The organism is Bradyrhizobium sp. 63_E2_N1_3 (assembly GCF_052076005.1).
Lineage (GTDB): Bacteria > Pseudomonadota > Alphaproteobacteria > Rhizobiales > Xanthobacteraceae > Bradyrhizobium > Bradyrhizobium barranii.
Genome location: NZ_CP197235.1, coordinates 5,424,277 through 5,443,167 on the forward strand (window position 1 = coordinate 5,424,277; position 18,891 = coordinate 5,443,167).

The 18,891-nt window shown below is 64.2% G+C and carries 20 protein-coding genes; 16 read left to right on the plus strand and 4 right to left on the minus strand.

The window, feature by feature from the left end:
* Positions 1 to 52 precede the first annotated feature (52 nt).
* A complete protein-coding gene (locus AB7531_RS26210; RefSeq protein WP_187387728.1) occupies positions 53 to 604 on the minus strand; it encodes a MarR family winged helix-turn-helix transcriptional regulator in 552 nt (183 codons plus the stop codon).
* Between the two features lie 173 nt (positions 605 to 777).
* Here AB7531_RS26210 and AB7531_RS26215 point away from each other — a divergent pair, with 173 nt between their 5' ends.
* From AB7531_RS26215 to AB7531_RS26225, 3 genes are all read left to right on the plus strand, one after another.
* Positions 778 to 1,656, plus strand: coding sequence for an NmrA family NAD(P)-binding protein (locus AB7531_RS26215; protein ID WP_231144855.1), 879 nt, complete (start codon positions 778 to 780; stop codon positions 1,654 to 1,656).
* A 127-nt stretch (positions 1,657 to 1,783) separates the two neighbouring features.
* Positions 1,784 to 2,929, plus strand: a complete 1,146-nt coding sequence (locus AB7531_RS26220; RefSeq protein WP_063986429.1) for a zinc-binding dehydrogenase — start codon at positions 1,784 to 1,786, stop codon at positions 2,927 to 2,929.
* Between the two features lie 146 nt (positions 2,930 to 3,075).
* Complete coding sequence (locus AB7531_RS26225) at positions 3,076 to 4,770, plus strand: thiamine pyrophosphate-binding protein (protein WP_063983782.1); 1,695 nt, start codon at positions 3,076 to 3,078, stop codon at positions 4,768 to 4,770.
* Between the two features lie 322 nt (positions 4,771 to 5,092).
* Here AB7531_RS26225 and guaA read toward each other — a convergent pair whose 3' ends face one another.
* The gene (guaA, locus tag AB7531_RS26230; protein ID WP_063986430.1) at positions 5,093 to 6,691 is read right to left on the minus strand and encodes a glutamine-hydrolyzing GMP synthase; all 1,599 of its coding nucleotides are present in this window, start codon (positions 6,689 to 6,691) and stop codon (positions 5,093 to 5,095) included.
* A gap of 149 nt (positions 6,692 to 6,840) precedes the next feature.
* Here guaA and AB7531_RS26235 point away from each other — a divergent pair, with 149 nt between their 5' ends.
* From AB7531_RS26235 to AB7531_RS26245, 3 genes are all read left to right on the plus strand, one after another.
* Positions 6,841 to 7,212: a nuclear transport factor 2 family protein gene (locus AB7531_RS26235; RefSeq protein WP_063983784.1), complete on the plus strand. Its 372-nt coding sequence runs from the start codon at positions 6,841 to 6,843 to the stop codon at positions 7,210 to 7,212.
* 250 nt (positions 7,213 to 7,462) lie between these two features.
* A complete protein-coding gene (locus tag AB7531_RS26240; protein ID WP_063983785.1) occupies positions 7,463 to 7,795 on the plus strand; it encodes a DHCW motif cupin fold protein in 333 nt (110 codons plus the stop codon).
* Between the two features lie 265 nt (positions 7,796 to 8,060).
* The gene (locus tag AB7531_RS26245) at positions 8,061 to 8,270 is read left to right on the plus strand and encodes a cold-shock protein (protein WP_008141931.1); all 210 of its coding nucleotides are present in this window, start codon (positions 8,061 to 8,063) and stop codon (positions 8,268 to 8,270) included.
* 225 nt (positions 8,271 to 8,495) lie between these two features.
* Here AB7531_RS26245 and AB7531_RS26250 read toward each other — a convergent pair whose 3' ends face one another.
* The gene (locus AB7531_RS26250; protein ID WP_063983786.1) at positions 8,496 to 9,794 is read right to left on the minus strand and encodes an RsmB/NOP family class I SAM-dependent RNA methyltransferase; all 1,299 of its coding nucleotides are present in this window, start codon (positions 9,792 to 9,794) and stop codon (positions 8,496 to 8,498) included.
* Between the two features lie 111 nt (positions 9,795 to 9,905).
* On the minus strand, positions 9,906 to 10,280 hold the full coding sequence (locus tag AB7531_RS26255) for an MAPEG family protein (protein WP_063986431.1): 375 nt from the start codon (positions 10,278 to 10,280) through the stop codon (positions 9,906 to 9,908).
* Between the two features lie 167 nt (positions 10,281 to 10,447).
* On the opposite strand from AB7531_RS26255, the gene AB7531_RS26260 reads away from it, so the two are divergent.
* The 10 genes from AB7531_RS26260 (at position 10,448) to AB7531_RS26305 (ending at position 18,890) form a co-directional block, all read left to right on the plus strand.
* On the plus strand, positions 10,448 to 11,062 hold the full coding sequence (locus tag AB7531_RS26260) for a hypothetical protein (RefSeq protein WP_063983787.1): 615 nt from the start codon (positions 10,448 to 10,450) through the stop codon (positions 11,060 to 11,062).
* Between the two features lie 70 nt (positions 11,063 to 11,132).
* A complete protein-coding gene (locus AB7531_RS26265; RefSeq protein WP_063986432.1) occupies positions 11,133 to 11,975 on the plus strand; it encodes a metallophosphoesterase family protein in 843 nt (280 codons plus the stop codon).
* A 141-nt stretch (positions 11,976 to 12,116) separates the two neighbouring features.
* Positions 12,117 to 13,412, plus strand: a complete 1,296-nt coding sequence (locus AB7531_RS26270; RefSeq protein ID WP_063983788.1) for an amino acid deaminase — start codon at positions 12,117 to 12,119, stop codon at positions 13,410 to 13,412.
* Positions 13,413 to 13,425: 13 nt separating this feature from the next.
* Entirely contained in the window at positions 13,426 to 14,085 is a 660-nt protein-coding gene (locus tag AB7531_RS26275) for an amino acid ABC transporter permease (RefSeq protein ID WP_063983789.1), read from the plus strand.
* 11 nt (positions 14,086 to 14,096) lie between these two features.
* On the plus strand, positions 14,097 to 14,747 hold the full coding sequence (locus AB7531_RS26280; protein WP_063983790.1) for an amino acid ABC transporter permease: 651 nt from the start codon (positions 14,097 to 14,099) through the stop codon (positions 14,745 to 14,747).
* Complete coding sequence (locus tag AB7531_RS26285; RefSeq protein WP_063983791.1) at positions 14,734 to 15,462, plus strand: amino acid ABC transporter ATP-binding protein; 729 nt, start codon at positions 14,734 to 14,736, stop codon at positions 15,460 to 15,462. Before AB7531_RS26280 ends, AB7531_RS26285 begins: the two co-directional genes overlap by 14 nt.
* Before the next feature lie 31 nt (positions 15,463 to 15,493).
* A complete protein-coding gene (locus AB7531_RS26290; protein ID WP_063983792.1) occupies positions 15,494 to 16,291 on the plus strand; it encodes a transporter substrate-binding domain-containing protein in 798 nt (265 codons plus the stop codon).
* A gap of 57 nt (positions 16,292 to 16,348) precedes the next feature.
* A complete protein-coding gene (locus AB7531_RS26295; RefSeq protein ID WP_018645782.1) occupies positions 16,349 to 16,693 on the plus strand; it encodes a RidA family protein in 345 nt (114 codons plus the stop codon).
* Positions 16,694 to 16,755: 62 nt separating this feature from the next.
* Positions 16,756 to 17,784, plus strand: coding sequence for a succinylglutamate desuccinylase/aspartoacylase family protein (locus tag AB7531_RS26300; protein ID WP_063986433.1), 1,029 nt, complete (start codon positions 16,756 to 16,758; stop codon positions 17,782 to 17,784).
* Between the two features lie 41 nt (positions 17,785 to 17,825).
* A complete protein-coding gene (locus AB7531_RS26305) occupies positions 17,826 to 18,890 on the plus strand; it encodes a LacI family DNA-binding transcriptional regulator (protein WP_063983793.1) in 1,065 nt (354 codons plus the stop codon).
* Position 18,891: the final 1 nt, after the last annotated feature.

Below are 18,891 nucleotides of genomic sequence, written 5' to 3' on the forward strand. Positions count from 1 at the left end.
GGCGGGGGTTCAGGCATGAGACGCTCGGTCCGGCAGCCTCGGCAAACAGAACTCAAGCCCTCTTGTCCCGAGTTACAAGATCCAGCATGCCGCGAAGATCCTCTGAAAATTGCCTTCCGTGCATCTTCTGAAAGCTGGAATCCGCAATCTTCCATAAGGGATAAGCGTCCCCCAGCACCTTGAACCCTTTTTTGGTCAGACCAACAGTACGACTGCGCCGATCCAGGTCCGAAACGTTCACGGCAATCAAACCATCCCGCACGAGAGGCCTCAGATTTTTGCCCATAGTGGTCCGATCCATCACCATCACTTCCGCAAGTTCGTTGACGGAAAGACCGCGTCTCTCATTCAGAACCGCCAGGATCATGTATTGCGTCGAGCGAATGCCCGACGGAGCCAATATCGTGTCGTATATCTGCGTGAGATGGCGGGCTGCCTTGCGGAGATAAAAGCAATTGCAGTCCCGTACGCTAATTCGCTCCACCGATATCTCCAGAATTTCAACAACACACACATACACGAGATTGAGCTCGTGTTCTACTTCCTGTCGGACACCTCCGCGATGAACGAAGCAAGGGCGATCCACGACGCCGGGACCTTGCATCCCAGGCTTCGCTATGCAGGACACTCCCACCACTGCTCGTGTATGTCAGCAACCGGACCGAACTCTAAATCTTTTCCAGCAATTCGCCCTCACAGTCAGTTGACTACCCCTTTTCGATATATGTGCATATGCTCATATATAGGTGCATATGCACCTATTGAAGAGAAACTCGGATGGCTGATCCACTGTATTTGATCTCCGGCGCCACCGGAACGACGGGCAGAGCCGCCGTCACAGCGCTAAGGCATGCGGGAAAACGTGTTCGAGCCGTCGTCCATAAGGAGGACGCGCGAGCGGAAGCACTCCGCGAACAAGGTGCTGAAACCATTGTCGGCGAATTGCTAGACTTGGACCAAATGCGGGCCGCGATGGAAGGCGTCAGAGGCGCTTATTTCGTGTACCCTTTCAAACCGGGCCTTATTGGTGCGGCTGCGTTCTTTGCACAGGCTGCGATCGAGGCGGGCGTGGAATCGATCGTCAATATGTCGCAGAAGCCCGCACGCCGGGAGACGAAGAGCGAAGCGTCTCGCGATCATTGGATCACCGAACAGGTGTTTGATTGGTCTGACGTTCCCACCACTCACATACGGCCGACGTTTTTCGCCGAATGGCTTCTCTATCCGATGGACGGTTGGAACGTAAAAGCAGGCGTCATCGAGTTCCCGTTTGCGGATGGGCGGCACGCGCCGATAGCCGGAGAAGACCAGGGCCGCGTTATCGCTGCAGTGTTGCAAGACCCGAAGTCTCACGCAGGCAAGGTGTACCCACTGTACGGTCCCGTCGAACTCAATCACTACGAAATCGCAGAGAAGCTGACGAAAACGCTAGGTCGGCCCTTTGTTTACAGGCCACTCACAATTCCAGCGTTTCGCGCGCGCATGGAGAATAGTGGGCAGCTTCCACGATTTGTGCAGCACATCGTTTCTGTCGCACAGGACTATCAGGAAGGCATCTTTGCCGGCACCAACAATGTCGTCGAAGATCTCACCGGCAGACGGCCCCTGACTGTCGAGCAGTTTGCCGATACCAATCGCGCTAGATTTGCCAAGTAAAATCAGGACGACAATCTGCGCCTTCTCGCGGAGATTTCGTTCCCCTCGCTGGCACTACCGCCTTGTGTGCGGAATGTGCCCGAATCACTTCAGACGGCCGGATCATCCGGCGATCAAGGAGACTGTCATGTCGAGCATGGGAAAGACGGGTCTACAACTGCGCTCGTTGATCAAGGCGAGTGGCGAGCTGGAAATTTCGCTCGTAGACGTGCCGACGCCCGAGCCCGGTGCCGATGAGGTTGTGGTGCGAATCGAGGCGACGCCGATCAATCCGTCCGACCTCGGCTTGCTGACCGGCACCGCCGATCTCACCACTATCAAGGCCTCAGGGACCAACCATCACCCTATCGTCACCGCGAAAGTGCCGGAAACGACCATGCCGGCGATGGCAGGGCGCCTCGATCAATCGCTGCCGATCGGCTTTGAGGGCGCCGGCATCGTCATCATGACGGGCTCGTCCGATACAGTGAAGGCCCTGATGGGCAGGACAGTCGCGATATTCGGCGGCGCGATGTATGCGCAATATCGCTGCCTGAAAGTAGCGGACTGCCTGCCGCTGCCCGACGGCACGACGCCGGCCGAAGGCGCCTCTTGCTTCGTCAATCCGCTGACCGCGCTCGGCATGACCGAGGCGATGCGGACCGAGGGCCATACCGCATTGGTGCACACCGCCGCCGCCTCGAATCTCGGACAGATGCTGAACAAGATCTGTCTCAAGGACGACATTTCGCTCGTCAATATCGTGCGCAACGCGGAACAGGCGTCGATCCTGCGCAATATCGGCGCCAGGCATGTGATCGACTCAACCTCCGCGACCTTCATGGATGAACTGAGCGCTGCACTTGTTGAGACCGGTGCGACGATCGCTTTTGACGCGATCGGCGGCGGCAAGCTCGCGAGTCAAATCCTGAGCGCTATGGAGGCGGCCATCAACAACTCCGGTAAGTACCCCTATAGCCGCTATGGCTCGACAGTCCACAAGCAGGTCTATATCTACGGCACGCTCGATCCTCGGCCGACTGAGATCACCCGTTCCTTCGGCACCGCTTGGGGCCTAGGCGGCTGGCTGTTGATGCCGTTCCTGGCGAAGATCGGGCAGGCCGGCTCACAGAGGCTGCGCCAGCGCGTCGTCGATGAACTCAAGACCACGTTCGCAAGCTACTACACCAAAGTAGTGTCGTTGGCCGAAGCGCTCGATCCGGCCAACATCGCGGTCTACGTCAAACGGGCAACTGGCGAAAAATTCCTTATCAACCCGAACAAAGGTAAGTGACACCGCTCCTCGGATCATTTCGCCAGAACCGCTCATAAGCGTCGGTATGTCTCAGCAAGTCTGCGCTTAAGATCACCAGCTCTATCGAGGGACCATTTGCGCGGCGGATCGGCCCGTCAAGTCACATCACGCCTAAGGAGCCACCAATGTTGAAGCGCTTTTCCGAGCTAAACGAACGGAGCGCGCGCCGCGGCGCGGACGTCTTGCTCGAAATACTCTCCAGTGAGGGCGTTGAATACATATTCGGGAATCCAGGGACGACCGAACTTCCGTTGATCGACGCACTGCTGCGTAAGCCGGATTTGAAATATATCCTGGCGTTACAAGAAGCCTCAGCGGTTGCCATGGCGGATGGATATGCCCAGGCTGCTCGGCGGCCCGCCTTCCTGAACCTGCACACAGCTGGCGGTCTCGGGCATGGGATGGGAAATCTGCTCAATGCGAGCGTGTCCCAAACCCCGATGGTTGTCACGGCGGGCCAGCAGGACTCACGACATACGGTGTCAGATCCACTGCTGTTCGGTGATCTCGTGCGGATCGCAGAACCGGCGGTGAAGTGGGCGCGCGAAGTCGCGACCGTTGATCAATTGCCTGTTCTCGTGCGGCGCGCTTTCCACGATGCCAGCGCCGCTCCAGCGGGTCCTGTGTTTCTGTCGTTGCCGATGGATGTCATGGAGGAGATGAGCACAGTTGGCATTGAGGGCCGCTCTCACATCGACCGAAATGCGGTTGCAGGCTCGCTCCCACAGCTCGCGCAACACCTCGCCGCGGTGGAGCCCGGCCGCTTGGCGATCATCGCCGGCGATGAGGTTCACACCAGCGAGGCGGCCGAGGAAGTGGCAGCTGCGGCCGAAGCTCTGGGCGCGCCGGTATATGGATCTTCATGGCCATCGCACATTCCATTCCCGACTTCTCACCCGCTTTGGGCGGGGAATTTTCCGACCGTGGCCCGAGGCATGGCCGAGATCCTTTCCCGCTACGACGCGATCTTTGCACTCGGCGGGAAATCACTGATCACCATCCTCTACACCGAGGGCTCTGCTGTCCCGCCCGGATGCGACGTGTTCCAACTGTCGGCTGACGTGCGCGATCTCGGCCGTACCTATGTGACCAAGCTCTCGGTCGTCGGCGAGATCAAGGCCTCGCTCAAGGCTCTTTTGCCGCATCTTTCCGAGGCGACGAAAAGCAATCGTGGCGCGTACGCGACGCTGCTTCAGAAGGCTCAGGAGGAACGGGCTGCGCAACGGCGGTCGCTCTCAGAAATGGCGGATGCTGAGATGAATCGCACTCTGACCACGCCACTGGTCGCTGCACGGGAGGCGGTACGCGCGATCGGACCGGATGTCGCGATCGTCGACGAGGCTGTCGCCACGTCAGGCCATGTTCGAAAATTCCTCAACAGCCAATCACCGAACCAGTACTCGTTCATACGCGGCGGTGGACTCGGCTGGGGTATGCCGGCGGCCGTCGGCTGTTCGCTTGGACTCGGTCGCGCCCCCGTCGTTTGCCTCGTCGGAGACGGAGCGGCGATGTATTCCCCACAGGCGCTTTGGACCGCTGCCCACGAGAAGCTCCCCGTGACCTTCGTCGTGATGAACAATCGCGAGTACAACGTCCTCAAGAACTTCATGAGAACGCAGGCAGACTATGTAGCCGCGAAGACGAACCGCTTCATCGCCATGGACATTCAACAGCCAGAGATTGACTATCTGTCATTGGCTCGCGCGATGGGGGTGCCCGCGCGACGGGTGGAACGAGCAGCCGATATCGCGCCGGCAATCGAGGACGGAATCGCGAGCGGCAACACGAATCTGGTTGAGGTTCCGATCAGCGTCGGCTGATCCGCGCGCAAGCCTCGCCGACGGAAGCCAATACATGGCGGAGGGCTATGGACGAAGGACGACACGGTCCAGATGCTGCGCAGCCAAGCGTTTGGGCTGGCATGTCTGTGTCAATGCGAAGACCGGGATTGCGAATTTGAGCAACACAAAGTCGCGAAGGTTGGGGTGGGCCTGACGGCGCATGGGCGCCGTTCGAAGAGCGGGAAGACGCCCGACAGAGCGGCGGATCTGTGAGTCGCTTAAAATCTATCGACTGCTATCGATGGCCTAGGATTCGCTCGAGTGTCCTCTGCTATCCGATACTACTCCACGGTACTCCCCTTCACTCCCACTCAATCGTCCCGGGCGGCTTGCTCGTCACGTCGTACACCACCCGGTTCACGCCCTTCACCTCGTTGATGATGCGCGTGGCGGTCTCGCCCAGAAACTTCATGTCGAACTGGTAGAAGTCCGCGGTCATGCCGTCGGTGGAGGTTACTGCGCGGAGGCCCACGACGTAGTCGTAGGTGCGGCCGTCGCCCATGACGCCCACTGTCTTGACCGGGAGCAGCACGGCGAAGGCCTGCCAGATGTCGTCGTAGAGGCCGTGCTTGCGGATCTGGTCGATGTAGACGGCATCGGCCTTGCGCAGGATGTCGAGCTTGTCGCGGGTGATGTCGCCGGGGCAGCGGATGGCGAGGCCGGGGCCCGGGAACGGGTGGCGGCCGACGAAGATTTCGGGCAGGCCGAGCTCGCGCCCTAACTTGCGCACCTCGTCCTTGAACAGCTCGCGCAGCGGCTCGACGAGCTTCATGTTCATGCGCTCGGGCAGACCGCCGACATTGTGGTGCGACTTGATCGTCACCGAGGGGCCGCCGGTGAAGGAGACGCTCTCGATCACGTCAGGATAGAGCGTGCCCTGCGCCAGGAAGTCAGCGCCGCCGATCTTCTTAGCTTCAGCCTCGAACACCTCGATGAAGAGGCGGCCGATGGTCTTGCGCTTGGTCTCGGGGTCGGTGACGCCTTCGAGCTCGCCGAGGAATTGCTTCGAGGCATCCACATGCACGAGCGGGATGTTGTAGTGGTGGCGGAACAGATCAACCACGGTCTTGGCTTCGTCGAGGCGCAGCATGCCGTGATCGACGAACACACAAGTGAGCTGGTCGCCGATGGCTTCGTGGATCAGCACGGCCGCGACGGCTGAATCGACGCCGCCGGAGAGGCCGCAGAGCACCTTGCCCTTGCCGACCTGGGCGCGGATCTTTGCGATCTCCTCCTCGCGGAAGGCGCGCATGGTCCAGTCGCCGGAAAGGCCGGCGATCTTGCGGACGAAATTGCGGATCAGCTTGGCGCCGTCGGGCGTGTGCACCACTTCGGGGTGGAACATCAGGCCGTAGTACTTGCGCGTCTCGTCCTGGATGATCGCGAACGGCGCGTTCGGCGAGGTGCCGGCCACCGAGAAGCCCGGCGGCATTTTTGTGATGCGATCGCCATGGCTCATCCAGACCTGGTTCTTGCCGCCCGGCGACCAGACGTCCTCGAACAGCTTGCTCGGCGCCTTGACCTCGACATCGGCGCGACCGAACTCGCGGTGATGGCCGCCCTCGACGGTGCCGCCGAGTTGCTCCGCCATGGTCATCTGGCCGTAGCAGATGCCGAGCACCGGCACGCCGGAGGCGAAGATCAACTGCGGGGCGCGCGGGGAGCCCGCTTCATGCACCGACTCAGGGCCGCCGGAGAGGATCACCGCTTTCGGCTTCATCTCCTTGAAGGCCTCTTCGGCCCTGTTGAACGGGACGATCTCGCAATAGACGCCGTCCTCGCGCACGCGACGCGCGATCAGCTGCGTCACCTGGCTGCCGAAGTCGACGATGAGAATCTTGTCGTGCGCCGAGGCCACCGAGGGCGTCGACGCGGAGCGGTCGTTCTGTGCTGCTGTCATGGCCAGCAAATACGCGACCGTGCCCCTGCCCGCAACCGCGCGATGCGCGCGCCCACATTCTTCTTTGGGCATGGACAAATGGATATAGGTCAGTATTATTGACCTAATATGCCCTCACGCCAAACAGGGGGCAATCAGGGGAGAACGCCATGCCACAGCACCATCAGCCATCGACGCTCGCCGCGCTCGGCCGGACCTGGGTCGAGGCCTGGAACGCGCGGGATCTCGAGCGCGTGCTGACGCTCTACGCCGAGGACACCGTGATGACCTCGGACCGCATCCCCGCGATGGGGTTCGATGCCAGCGGCACCGTGCGCGGCAAGGACGCGTTGCGGGCGTATTGGGGCAAGGCGCTCGCCCTGCTGCCGGAGCTGCATTTTACACTGATCGACCTGTTCGTCAGCCCTGACAGCGTCGTGGTGTTTTACGAGAACGAGCGGGGGAAGAAGATCTGCGAGTATCTGCGGGTGAATGCAGCGGGGCTGATTTTGCAGGGGTCGGCGAACCATTTGGCGCAGTGACGCTTGCGCGCATTGCTGTCGGCCACGCGCTTATCGTGTGCAGACGGTGCCGCCCCACCCACCGCTGTCATTCCCCGCGCCAGCGGGGAATCCAGTACGCCGCGGCTTTTCCGCATCACGGCGCGGCCTCTGGAATACTGGATCGCCCGATCAAGTCGGGCGATGACACCGAGTATCGCTCACGATGACGGAGACTGCCGGACGGGCGTGCGCTAACACTGCGCCCGCCGGCTCTGACATAGGATTCCCCATGAAACTCCCCGCCTCCCCCTTCACCGTCACAGACTGGAGCAAGGTCGAGGCCACCACGCATCCCGGCGAGACCGGGCAGGCCAAGTGGCGGACGCTCAACATCGGCGATCTCCGGGTGCGGATGGTCGAGTATTCGCCGGGCTATCTCGCCGACCATTGGTGCGACCGCGGCCACGTGCTCTACGTGCTCGAGGGCGAGCTCGACAGCGAGCTGCGCGACGGGCGGAAATTCAAGCTCACCGCGGGGATGAGCTACCAGGTCTCGGACTTCGGCGACGCCGCGCACCGGTCCTCGACGGCCACGGGGGCGACGCTTTTCATCGTGGATTGAGGGCTGTCGGGCGGCTCATTTGCACCGCAAAATAGCAAAGCCGCGCCACATGCCGGCCCACGGGTGGTGCCTTGAAGTAGCCCCAAATTCTCGCTATATTGTGATCATCGATACTTGGCCGAACGACTGGGCCGCTTCGCTTCGTTGCAGACGGGCGCGCACGCTTCAGATGACTTCCCCAAACATCGACTGAACAGGATCATGGGCGCAATTTCGCGTACCGGTCCACGTGCGTATCCTCTCTAACTAACTAAAGGAAATTCCCATGGCTATGGGCACCGTGAAGTGGTTCAACACCCAAAAGGGTTATGGTTTCATCCAGCCGGATGACGGCCAGAAGGACGTGTTCGTTCACATCAGCGCCGTCGAGCGCGCTGGCCTCTCCTCCCTCAACGAGGGTCAGAAGGTCTCGTTCGACATCGTCGCCGACCGCCGCAGCGGCAAGTCGTCGGCTGACAATCTCCGCGTCGGCTAACGCCCACGCACCGTTCTGACCACGGACGTACCGGCAGAACGTCGAGTTAGAAAGCCCCGCGAGCTTCGGTTCGCGGGGTTTTTGTTTTGGGGAACTGCGGCGCGGCACACGCGGTGCCGTAGGGTGGGCAGAGGCGCGCTCTTCGCGCGCCGTGCCCACCATCTTTCACACTGCGAATGGTGGGCACGCTTCGCTTTGCCCACCCTACGAGGGTCACTACGAGAGCTACGTCTTCTTCAGCACCGAGACGAAGAACCCGTCCGTCCCCGTTCGCCGTGGCGTCATCAGCCAGCCTTCATCCGACTGCAGCGCGGCCTTTGCGAAATCCTCCGCCTTGTCCCAGAGCACGCTTGCGGTCTGCTCCGGCGGCACGACGGCGAACTCGGGATGGCGGGCGGTGAACGCCCTCACCTGCTCGCCGTTCTCTTCCGCCAGCACCGAACAGGTGATGTAGGCGATACGGCCGCCGGCCTTGACCAGCGGCACGGCGCGCTCCAGCACCTCGGCCTGATCGCGCAGGCGGATCTCCAGCGCGCCGGGGCGCATGCGCCATTTGGCGTCGGGGTTGCGGCGCCAGGTGCCGGTTCCCGTGCAGGGCGCGTCGATCACGACGAGGTCGGCGGTGCCGCTGATGTCGGCCAGCGGATCGGCCTCGCCCTTGGGCGTGCGGACATCGGCATTGTGGACGCCGGCGCGCGACAGGCGTTCGTGGATCGGGGCAAGCTGGCGCTTGTCGTTGTCGGTGGCGATCAGCCGTCCCTTGCCCTGCATCATGGCTGCGAGCGCCAGCGTCTTGCCGCCGGCGCCGGCGCAGAGATCGATCACCTGCTCGCCGGGTTTTGCCGCGGTGAAGCTCGCCGCAAGCTGCGATCCCTCATCCTGCACTTCAACGGCGCCCTTGATGAAATCCTCCTCCGCCTGGAGGCCGGGATTGCGCGCATCGGCCGAAAGCTCGATGCGCAGGCCGTTTGCGGACCATGGCGTCGGTTCCGCATGAAGATGAGCAAGCCCGCGCAGCACCTTGTCGCGATTGGATTTTAGCGTGTTGACGCGCAAATCCAGCGGCGCCCGGCTCGCCATCGCGGCCGCCTCCGCGGCGCGGTCCTCGCCGAACACTTTTGCAAAGTACGGGTCGAGCCAATCAGGATAATCCCCGACGATCGCAGCCGGCGCGTCCTTGAGGGAACGCGAGGTCAGCGCGGCCTGCTCGGCCTCGGTCAGCGGCGCCGGTGCAAACCGGCTGCCGTCGAACAGCGCGCCCATGGTGGCCGCGTCCATGTTGCGCTCGAGGCGGAGCATGCCGATCAGCCGGGCGCGTGCGGTGTCGGCGTCCATCAGGAAAGCGCTCGAGGCATATCGGCGCAGCACGTCCCAGACGAGGCCCGCGATGGCGGCGCGGTCGCCGGAGCCGGCGAAGCGGTGCGCGGTGCCCCACTCCTTGAGCGCCTTGGCCGCCGGCACGCGGTCCTTCTCGATGGTGTCAATCAGTTCGATGGCTGCGGACAGCCGGGCAGCGGGAGTCATTTGAATCTTTCAGGTCAGGATTGGCTATTTTTGTTTTGCGCATGATCTTGTCGGAAAACCGGTATCCACTTTGCGCTAACGCGGCCCTCCGGGTCCGGATCATGCGCGCGCCTAGATCAACAACAGCATCTTCAGCGCGAAGTAGATCCACATCGCGAGCAGTACAAGCACACCCGCGAGCCAGATCGTGGAGCGCCGGCCGGGATCGTTGGAGGAGACGAACACGCCGGCATGGGCGAAGCGCGTCACCACGAACACCCAGGACATCAGCACGATGAAGAGATCGGCATGGCGCAAGGGCAGCGCCAGGGCGATCAGCGCGTAGAACAGCACCGGCAATTCGAACTGCTCGCCCAGCGCAATGTCGCGGCTCTTGGTCTCGCCGGAGACCAGCGAGCGCCGGCGCGCCAGTACCATTCCGATCAGGAGTGCGAAGGTGAGACCGACCTGCACGAAGACAGGCAGCAAAACCATTTGGATGGACATCGGAACTTTCCCGTCAGGCGGAACACCGCGGACCGTCATTAGCCGCGACTGCTGGCGCTGACAATCAACGAGTTGAACCGGTGTTCCCGGTCCCGCGACCAAAGGCCGATAGTTAAAGCGATTTCGGCCCCTGGGACCGCAAGGCGAGCTAGCGCCAAGAGACTGACATGAACACCCTCTCCAGCCTTTTGACCGAATCCGCGGACGGCCGGCTCGGCGTCCTGATGTCGGCACTAGCGGGAATCGCGGCCGCGCTCGCGGTCGCGCTGGCGATGACGGTGTACTTCCGCCTGAGCTACCGGAGCTGGCGCGACGTCGTCAGGCATGGCCTCGCCACTCTGGCCGCGCTCGCCCTGTTCGCCTTTGCCGCCTACGACATGCGCCACGCCGCGCTGGCCTATCTCGGCCTCAATCCCTCCAAGCCGGCGGTCGAGTTCGAGATCCGGATGCCGAGGGAAACACTCACGGCTGTGTCCGACAGCCAGATCGAGCTGCACACCGACCGCAACCAGACGCTGGCGCTGGTCGACGGCGTGCGCGAGCTCGGTGATGGCCGCTCCGTGCTGCGCGGCGCCGTGGCGCTCAACCACCGCACCGCCGACCGCGTGCTGGTCGTGAACCTGCCCGGCAAGGGCACCTTTGAATTCCGCCTCCGCCTGCCCGCCGAGCCGCACCGGTCCGAGCAGTTCGGACCCTGGCACCTCGCCGACCGCATCGCCTCGCCGGCCACCGGCAGCGTCGCTCCGCAGGACGCCTACACGATCCGCTATCGCGTGCTTTAAACTTTGTTTCATGGCGATGCATGCGCGCGCCGTCATCGTTCCGACGTGCGACAACGCGTATGCTGATGCCATGTCCGAATTTCGCCTCACGCAGATTTCCGACACCCATCTCGGCCGGCGCTTCCCCGGCCTGATCGCAAATTTCGATCGCGTCAGCGAGCATATCGACGCTGATAGACCCGACCTCGTCGTCAACACCGGCGACGTCTCCTTCGACGGGCCGACAAGTCGCGACGATGTCGAATTCGCCAAGAGCCGGCACGACGCCCTGCCCGTCGCCTGCCGCTACATTCCCGGCAATCACGACATCGGCGACAATCCGACCGCGATCGGGCCTGCGCCAAAGCCGCCGGTTGAGGAAAAGCACCGCCAACAATTCCGCGACATCATCGGCGAGGACCATTGGTCGTTCGAAGCGGCCGGCTGGCACTTCATCGGTCTGAACTCGCTGGTGATGAATTCCGGGCTCGCCTTCGAGGCCGAGCAGTTCGACTGGTTGTCCCGGGAAATGGCGCGCATCAACGGCAGGCCGATCGCGCTGTTCGTGCACAAGCCGATGTTTCTCAACCTGCCCGATGACCCCGAGACGCCGGAGACCTCGATCCGCTACGTGCCGCAGCCGGCACGGGCGCGCCTGATCGAGATGTTCTCGACCGTGGACCTGCGCCTCATCGCCAGCGGCCATGTGCACCAGCGGCGCGACTTCACCTACCGCCACACCCGCCATGTCTGGGCGCCGTCGGCCGGCTTCAGGATCAACGACGCGCGCCAGGACCGCATCGCGATCAAGGAAGTCGGGCTCGTCGAATACCGCTTCCGGCCGAACAGTTTTGAAGTTCGTCACGTCAGGGCCGCGGGCCAGGTCGATGTCGATATCGAGGAGCTGCTCGCCCAGATGGGCGGCGAGCACTAGCCCAATTCACGGGCACAACACCTTACCAAATTACCTCCCCGCATCGAATTCGCGCCAAGATTGGCTAGAATCCGCTAATGACAACGTTGTCATTCCGACCTATCGTTCCCGAGCGGTCGAGGGGCCGCTGAGGGAGCGACGATGCAGTTCTTGTCCCGGTGGGAGAGCCAACGTTTTTCAACGACCACGCGGGGCATCCCCCTGGTCGATGGCCTGCCGATCGAGGAGATCGCCCGCCAGAATTGGCAGCCCTCCCGCGGCGATCTCGCTCTGCCCGCCCTCACCCTCGATGAAGCCGCCTTCGCGGCCAACCGCGACCTCTTCCTGCGCTGGTGCAGGAGCGCCGGCGTTGCCGTTGCGCCCCACGCCAAGACGCCGATGTCGCCAGAGCTCGCCCAGTCGCTGCGTGAGGCCGGCGCCTGGGGCACGACGGTTGCCAACATCCAGCAGGCCGCCGTGCTGCTCGCGAGCGGCGAGCGGCGCCTGCTTCTGGCCAATGAGATCGGCGGGCTCGCGGCCGGCCGGCGGCTCGGCGCGTTGCTCGGCGCCTATCCCGACGTCGAATTTCACGCCTTCGCGGATTCACCGGCGGCGGTCGCAGCACTGGCTGAAGCGGCCCGGATTGCGGGCCGCAGCGAATTGTCCGTGCTGGTCGAGCTCGGTGCGGGCCGCGCGGGCGCGCGAGATCGCGCCACGGTCGAAGCGACGATTGCCGCGGTGCTCGCGGCCGACGGCCTCCTGCTCGGCGGCGTCGCCACTTACGAAGGCGCGGTCGCAACGCCCGATGCCGACGAGACGATGCGCGCGATCGCGGCGCTGATGGAGCGCACCATCGCGGCCTTCGCGCTGGTACGTCATGCTGCCCCGGGCCGGCCGCTGATCATCAGCTCCGGCGGCTCGGCCTATTTCGACGTCGTCGCCCGCGCGCTCACACCGAGCGCGCAGGCCGACGGCAACGCCAGCGTCCTCTTGCGCTCAGGCGCCCTGTTCTTTGCCGATCACGGCATTTACGCGCGCGCTTTCGCCGAGCTCGACCGTCGCGGCGGTCTCCTCATCGACGGCGCGCCGCACTCGGCGGCCGAGGGTTTCCGGCCTGCGTTGACACTTTGGGCCGAGGTGTTGTCGCGGCCGGAGGCAAGCCTCGCGATAGCGGGCTTCGGTATGCGCGATGCCTCCTTCGATCAGGGATTGCCGGTGCCGCTACGCGTCTTCCGCGACGGCGTCGAACAACAAGGGCTTGCCGAGACCTTGTCGGTCACCCGTCTCAATGACCAGCATGCGTTCCTGTCCGTCGCGCCCGATGGCACGCTTGCGGTCGGCGACGTCATCGCCTTCGGCATCTCGCATCCCTGCACCTGCCTCGACCGCTGGCGCGTGATCCTCGGCCTCGACGCCGACGGCGTCGTGACGCGCGCCCTCCCCACCCAGTTCGGCTGAGGCGGCGCGCCCGATGAATTTCCTGCCGCTGTGGCGCTATCAGAACCAGCTCATCGACGGGGCCATCGTCACGCTCGAACTGACGGTGATCGCGGCGCTGGCCGGGCTTTTGATCGGCGTTGCCGGCGCGGTCGCGCTGAACGGCCGCATCACGCCGTTGCGCTGGCTGGTGCGCGGCTACATCGAGCTGTTCCGCAACACGCCGTCGCTGATCCAGATCTTCATCGTCTTCTTCGTGCTGCCGAACTTCGGCTTGAAGCTGCCGGCGTTCGAAGCCGCCGCCGTCGCGCTGTCGCTCTATTTCGGGGCCTACTCGGTCGAGATCATCCGTGCCGGCCTCGACTCCGTGCCGAAGAACCAGATCGAGGCCGGCCAGTGCCTTGGCCTGTCGGGCTGGCAGGTGTTCCGTCACATCCTGCTGCCGCCGGCGCTGCGCAACGCCTATCCGGCCGTGACCAGCCAGTTCGTCCTGCTGCTGCTCGGCACCTCGCTCGCTTCGCAGGTCGCCGCCGACGAGCTGTTTCATGTCGCGGGCTTCATCGAGAGCCGCACCTATCGCAGCTTCGAGGTCTATGCGGTGATCTGCGTGGTCTATTTCGCCATGGCGATGTCGTTCAAGGCGCTGTTCGCCATCATCGGTCTGGCGGCCTTCCGCTGGCCGCGGCGGCGCTGAGGGACAAGGCGATGCGATCCTTCACCCTCATCGATTTCGTCTCGCTGTTCGCGGCGCTGCGCTGGACCGTTGCGCTCGTCGTGCTCGCGCTCGCCTTCGGTGCGCCGCTGGCGCTGGCGTTCGCCACGGGCCGCATCAGCCGCTTCGCCGGCCTGCGCTGGACGATGGCGGCGTGCATCCAGATCGTCCAAAGCGTGCCGCTGCTCGGGCTGCTGTTCTTCTTCTATTTCGGCATGCCGATGTTCCTGGGCATCCAGGTGCCGGCCCTCGTTGCCGTCACCGTCGCCTACACGCTCTACACCGCCGCCTTCCTCGGCGAGATCTGGCGCGGCGGGCTGGAAGCCGTGAAGCAGGCGCAATGGGAGGCAGGCGCCTGTCTCGGCCTCTCCGCCTGGCAGCAATTCCGCCACATCATCGCGCCGCAGGCGCTGCGGCTGTCGCTGCCACCGACCGTCGGCTTCCTGGTGCAGCTGATCAAGGGCACCTCGCTCGCCTCGATCCTCGGCTTCGTCGAGCTTGCCCGCGCCGGGCAAGTGGTGAGCGCGGCGACGTTCCAGCCGCTACTCACCTACGCGCTGGTCGCCGCGATCTATTTCGCGCTGTGCCTGCCGCTCACGCTCTGGTCCCGCTCTCTGGAGGCCCGCCTCGATGGCTCTCGTTGAAATCCGCGACGTGCACAAGACATTCGGCAAGGTCGAGGTGCTCAAGGGCGTCTCGCTCGACGTCGAGGAAGGCGAGATCGTCACGATCATCGGCCGCTCCGGCTCGGGCAAGTCGACCCTGCTCCGCTGCATCAATGCACTGGAGAGCGTCGATTCCGGCGAGATCCGCGTCGAGGGCGAGAAGGTCCACGCCAGGATGCCTGACCTGAAGGCATTCCGTCAGCGCGTCGGCATCGTGTTCCAGGCTTTCAACTTGTTTCCGCACCTGAAGGTCGAGCGCAACATCACGCTGGCTCCGCTCCTCACCGGCCGCACCGACAAGGCCCGGGCGCGGGCGCTTGCCGACGACGTGCTGACCAGGGTCGGTCTCGCCGACAAGATCGACGCCTGGCCGGAGCAGCTCTCCGGCGGCCAGCAGCAACGCGTCGCCATCGCGCGCTGCCTCGCGATGGCCCCTCACCTCATGCTGTTCGACGAGGTCACCTCCGCGCTCGACCCCGAACTCGTCGGCGAAGTCCTGAAGGTGATGGAGGCGATGGCGAAGCAGGGCATGACCATGATCTTGGTCACCCACGAGATGGGCTTTGCCCGCAACGTCGCCAACCGCATCGTCTTCATGCATCAGGGCCGCGTCTGGGAACAGGGACCGCCGGCAAAGCTGTTCGCCAATCCTGAAACCCCCGAGCTCGCCAGCTTCATCGCGTCCGCCAAATAACCATCCACCAATCCCCGATCAGGAGAGAGCCATGAGACCACTAAAATCCCTCTTTGCGATCGCAGCCACCGCGCTCGCCGTGCTCGCTGCCCCCACTCTCGCGCAAGCCGACAAGCTCCAGGACGTGCTCGGCGCGGGCAAGCTGCGCGTCGGCCTGCTGACCGATGCCGCGCCGTGGGGCTTCAAGGACGACAAGGGCGAGATCGCAGGTCTCGATGCCGACCTCGCCCGGCTGATCGCCGCCGACATGGGCGTCAAGCTCGAGCTCGTGCCGGTGACGGGCGCAGCGCGCATCCCGAGCCTGCTCTCCGACAAGATCGACATCCTGATCGCAGGCCTCGGCGCGACGCCCGAGCGCGCCCAGCAGGTGATGTTCTCGCAGCCCTATGCGGTGGTGAATCTCGGCGTCTATGGCGCCAAGGCAATTCCGGCCGCGACCGGCAAGAAGCCTGACAATCTCGACGGCCGCAGCGTTGCGGTCGCCAAGGGCTCGACGCTCGACGTCTGGCTCACCGACAACGCGCCGAAGGTGAAGCTGGTGCGTTTCGAGGATACGCCGGCCGCGCTCGCCGCGTTTCTCGCGGGACAGGCCGATACCTTCGCCGAGAACAGCGCCATCGCGCTGAAGGTGCAGGACCAGAACCCGACCAAGGAGGTCGAGCTGAAGTTCCTGATCCGCCAGTCGCCGGCTCATGTCGGCGTGCGCCAGGGCGAGCAGAACCTGCTCAACTGGATCAATACTGACATCTTCTTCAACAAGCTCAACGGCAAGCTCGGCGCGTTGCAACTAAAGTGGTTCAAGGAAGAGCAGACGCTGCCGACGCTGTAAGCTTGCGCACGGCTCCTGCATCATGCGGGGGCCAAGCTTCACGAGGAGAATTTCGAGATGATCAAACGTTACGTCGTCGGCTCGCGCATGAGCCAGGCCGTCGCCGCAGGCGGCATGGTGCACATCGCCGGCCAGGTCGCTGACGACCGCAAGGCCGGCATCGTGTCGCAGACCCAACAGGTGCTCGCCAAGATCGACGCGTTGCTGAAGGAGGCCGGCTCCGACCGGTCGAAGCTGATCGCCGTCAACGTCTTCCTGCCGCATATCACCGACTTCGACACCATGAACTCGGTCTACGATGCCTGGATCGATCCGGCCAACCCGCCGGCGCGCGCCTGCGTCGAAGCCCGCCTCGCCGATCCCGACCTGCGCGTCGAGATGACCGCGGTCGCCTTGCTGTAAAGGCACCGCCACCCTTTCAACCTTTGGCCGGCGCCGGCGACGGCGCGGCCGCGAGGCAAGCCATGCATACCGGACTTTTCCATGAGATCGATTTCGAGAAAGACCAGAAATGGTCGGGCCATCTCGGCATTCCCTTCTCGATCGATCGCTCCCCCTACTACCAGCTCAAGATCCCGATCTTCCGAATCAAGAACGGTGCCGGACCAAAACTGCTCTTGATGGCCGGCAATCACGGCGACGAATATGAGGGCGAGATCGCGCTGACACGGCTGTATCGCCGGCTCGATGCAAAGGACGTCAAAGGCGAGATCACCATCCTGCCCTTCGCCAATTGGCCAGCCGTGATGGCTGCGCGCCGCCGCTCGCCGCTCGACGAAGGCAACCTCAACCGCGCCTTCCCCGGCGATGCCGCGGGCACGCCGACGTTCCGGCTTGCGCACTTCCTCGAGCACGAGCTGTTTCCGCGGCACGAAGTCGTCTTCGACATCCATTCCGGCGGCACCTCGATGGCGCATGTGCCTTGCGCGCTGATCGAGCGGCAGGGCACGCCCGAGATGTTCGGCCACGCGCTGCGCCTGATGGAGGGGTTGGGGATGCCCTTCGCCTTCGTCGCGGAAAACGGCGCGACCGCTCCGACCTCGATGGCCGCGGCTGCACGCGCCGGCGCGATCGGGCTCTCCGGTGAATTCGGCGGCGGCGGCACCGTCACGCCGCAGACCATGGCGCTCACCGCGCGCGCGATCGACCGGCTGCTGCTCGCACTCGGCCTCGTCCAGGCGCCGGTGCTGGGCCCTCACGCGCCGGTCGAGCGCGCCACCGAATTGCTGGCGCTGCAAAGCCATGCGCAGGCGGTGTTCGCGACCCGCCGCGGCTGGTTCGAGCCCGCCGTCATGGTCGGCACGCGGGTTGCGGCCGGCGACATCGCCGGCTGGTACCATAATTTCGAGCGCCCGGAGCTGCCCGAAGAGGTGCTGCGCTTCCCCGCCGACGGCATCGTGATCTCGCAGCGCCTGCACACCGACAGCCAGAGCGGCGACTGCCTGGTCCAGGTCGGCCGCGCGCTGTCACGAGACGAGCTGCCGGCGCGCTGAGTTTTGGAGACGATACCGACTGCGATTACACTCGGGATTCGATGACCGATCCGGCAAAGCCGACCTATGACGACGTGGTGCGCATTCCAGCGCCGCCCGGCCGCGCCAGCGCGAGCGGGCGGCCGCCGCGCATCGAGGAGGTCGCGGAGCGTGCGGGCGTTGCGCCGATCACGGTGTCGCGGGTGCTGCGTCACCCCGAGAAGGTCAATCGCGAGACTCGCGAGCGTATCCTCGAAGTGATCGAGGCGACCGGTTACGCCTCCAACCCGCATGCGCGCGCGCTGCGCTCGGGGCGCTCGAATGTGGTGATGGCCTTCGTCTCCAACATTCTCAGCCAGCAGTTCGGCCTCGCGGTGCGCAGCTTCGCCGCCACGCTGGAGCCGGAAGGCTTCGAGGTGCTGGTCGGCCAGACCTCCTACTCCTATGCCAAGGAAGTCGCGATGATCCAGTCGCTGCGCGGCATCCGCCCCGCAGCAGTGATGTTCACCGGCGTGATCGAGCTCGAGGAGAATCGTGCCGCGCTGCTCGAACTCGGCATTCCCGTGATCGAGACCTGGGCGTTTCCGCGCGACCCCATCGACATGCTGGTCGGCCTGCCCAATGCCGATGCCGGCGCGATGGCGGCGCGCAGGCTGGCTGAAGCCGGACATCGCCGCGTCGCCTTCATCGGCCGCGGCAGCGGCCGTGGCGCACTGCGCTGCGACGGATTTCGGAACGCAGCGGCACAGCTGGGCCTCGAGATCGTCCACGAGATCGGTGTCGGTGAGATCACGGGACTGGCCGACGGCCGCGCCGCCTTCACCGCCCTGCTCGAACGCGGCGGCGACGTCGATGCGGTGTTCTGCGCCAACGATCTGCTTGCGACCGGCGCGCTGATCGAGGCCCGCGCCCGCGGCCTCTCGGTACCGCACAATCTGGCGCTGCTCGGCTTCGGCGACAACGATGTCGCCGATCAGATCACGCCCGGTCTCACCACCATCTCGTTCGATGCGGCGGCCGTGGGGCGGATCGCGGGCGAACTGCTACTGGCGCGGCTATCAGGCACGCCGCACGCCGAGCAGCGGCTCGCCGTCGAGCTGTTCCTGGTCGAGCGCGGTAGCGTCTGAG

Bases quoted from the DNA above. Each gene is read 5' to 3' on its own strand.
- AB7531_RS26275 (WP_063983789.1), top strand. From the start codon at position 13,426: ATGAATTTCCTGCCGCTGTGGCGCTATCAGAACCAGCTCATCGACGGG.
- AB7531_RS26280 (WP_063983790.1), top strand. From the start codon at position 14,097: ATGCGATCCTTCACCCTCATCGATTTCGTCTCGCTGTTCGCGGCGCTG.
- AB7531_RS26300 (WP_063986433.1), top strand. From the start codon at position 16,756: ATGCATACCGGACTTTTCCATGAGATCGATTTCGAGAAAGACCAGAAA.
- AB7531_RS26235 (WP_063983784.1), top strand. From the start codon at position 6,841: ATGCCACAGCACCATCAGCCATCGACGCTCGCCGCGCTCGGCCGGACC.
- AB7531_RS26265 (WP_063986432.1), top strand. From the start codon at position 11,133: ATGTCCGAATTTCGCCTCACGCAGATTTCCGACACCCATCTCGGCCGG.
- AB7531_RS26285 (WP_063983791.1), top strand. From the start codon at position 14,734: ATGGCTCTCGTTGAAATCCGCGACGTGCACAAGACATTCGGCAAGGTC.
- AB7531_RS26245 (WP_008141931.1), top strand. From the start codon at position 8,061: ATGGCTATGGGCACCGTGAAGTGGTTCAACACCCAAAAGGGTTATGGT.
- AB7531_RS26295 (WP_018645782.1), top strand. From the start codon at position 16,349: ATGATCAAACGTTACGTCGTCGGCTCGCGCATGAGCCAGGCCGTCGCC.
- AB7531_RS26260 (WP_063983787.1), top strand. From the start codon at position 10,448: ATGAACACCCTCTCCAGCCTTTTGACCGAATCCGCGGACGGCCGGCTC.
- AB7531_RS26255 (WP_063986431.1), bottom strand. From the start codon at position 10,280: ATGTCCATCCAAATGGTTTTGCTGCCTGTCTTCGTGCAGGTCGGTCTC.
- AB7531_RS26215 (WP_231144855.1), top strand. From the start codon at position 778: ATGGCTGATCCACTGTATTTGATCTCCGGCGCCACCGGAACGACGGGC.
- AB7531_RS26220 (WP_063986429.1), top strand. From the start codon at position 1,784: ATGTCGAGCATGGGAAAGACGGGTCTACAACTGCGCTCGTTGATCAAG.
- guaA (WP_063986430.1), bottom strand. From the start codon at position 6,691: ATGACAGCAGCACAGAACGACCGCTCCGCGTCGACGCCCTCGGTGGCC.
- AB7531_RS26290 (WP_063983792.1), top strand. From the start codon at position 15,494: ATGAGACCACTAAAATCCCTCTTTGCGATCGCAGCCACCGCGCTCGCC.
- AB7531_RS26225 (WP_063983782.1), top strand. From the start codon at position 3,076: ATGTTGAAGCGCTTTTCCGAGCTAAACGAACGGAGCGCGCGCCGCGGC.
- AB7531_RS26270 (WP_063983788.1), top strand. From the start codon at position 12,117: ATGCAGTTCTTGTCCCGGTGGGAGAGCCAACGTTTTTCAACGACCACG.
- AB7531_RS26210 (WP_187387728.1), bottom strand. From the start codon at position 604: ATGCAAGGTCCCGGCGTCGTGGATCGCCCTTGCTTCGTTCATCGCGGA.
- AB7531_RS26240 (WP_063983785.1), top strand. From the start codon at position 7,463: ATGAAACTCCCCGCCTCCCCCTTCACCGTCACAGACTGGAGCAAGGTC.
- AB7531_RS26250 (WP_063983786.1), bottom strand. From the start codon at position 9,794: ATGACTCCCGCTGCCCGGCTGTCCGCAGCCATCGAACTGATTGACACC.
- AB7531_RS26305 (WP_063983793.1), top strand. From the start codon at position 17,826: ATGACCGATCCGGCAAAGCCGACCTATGACGACGTGGTGCGCATTCCA.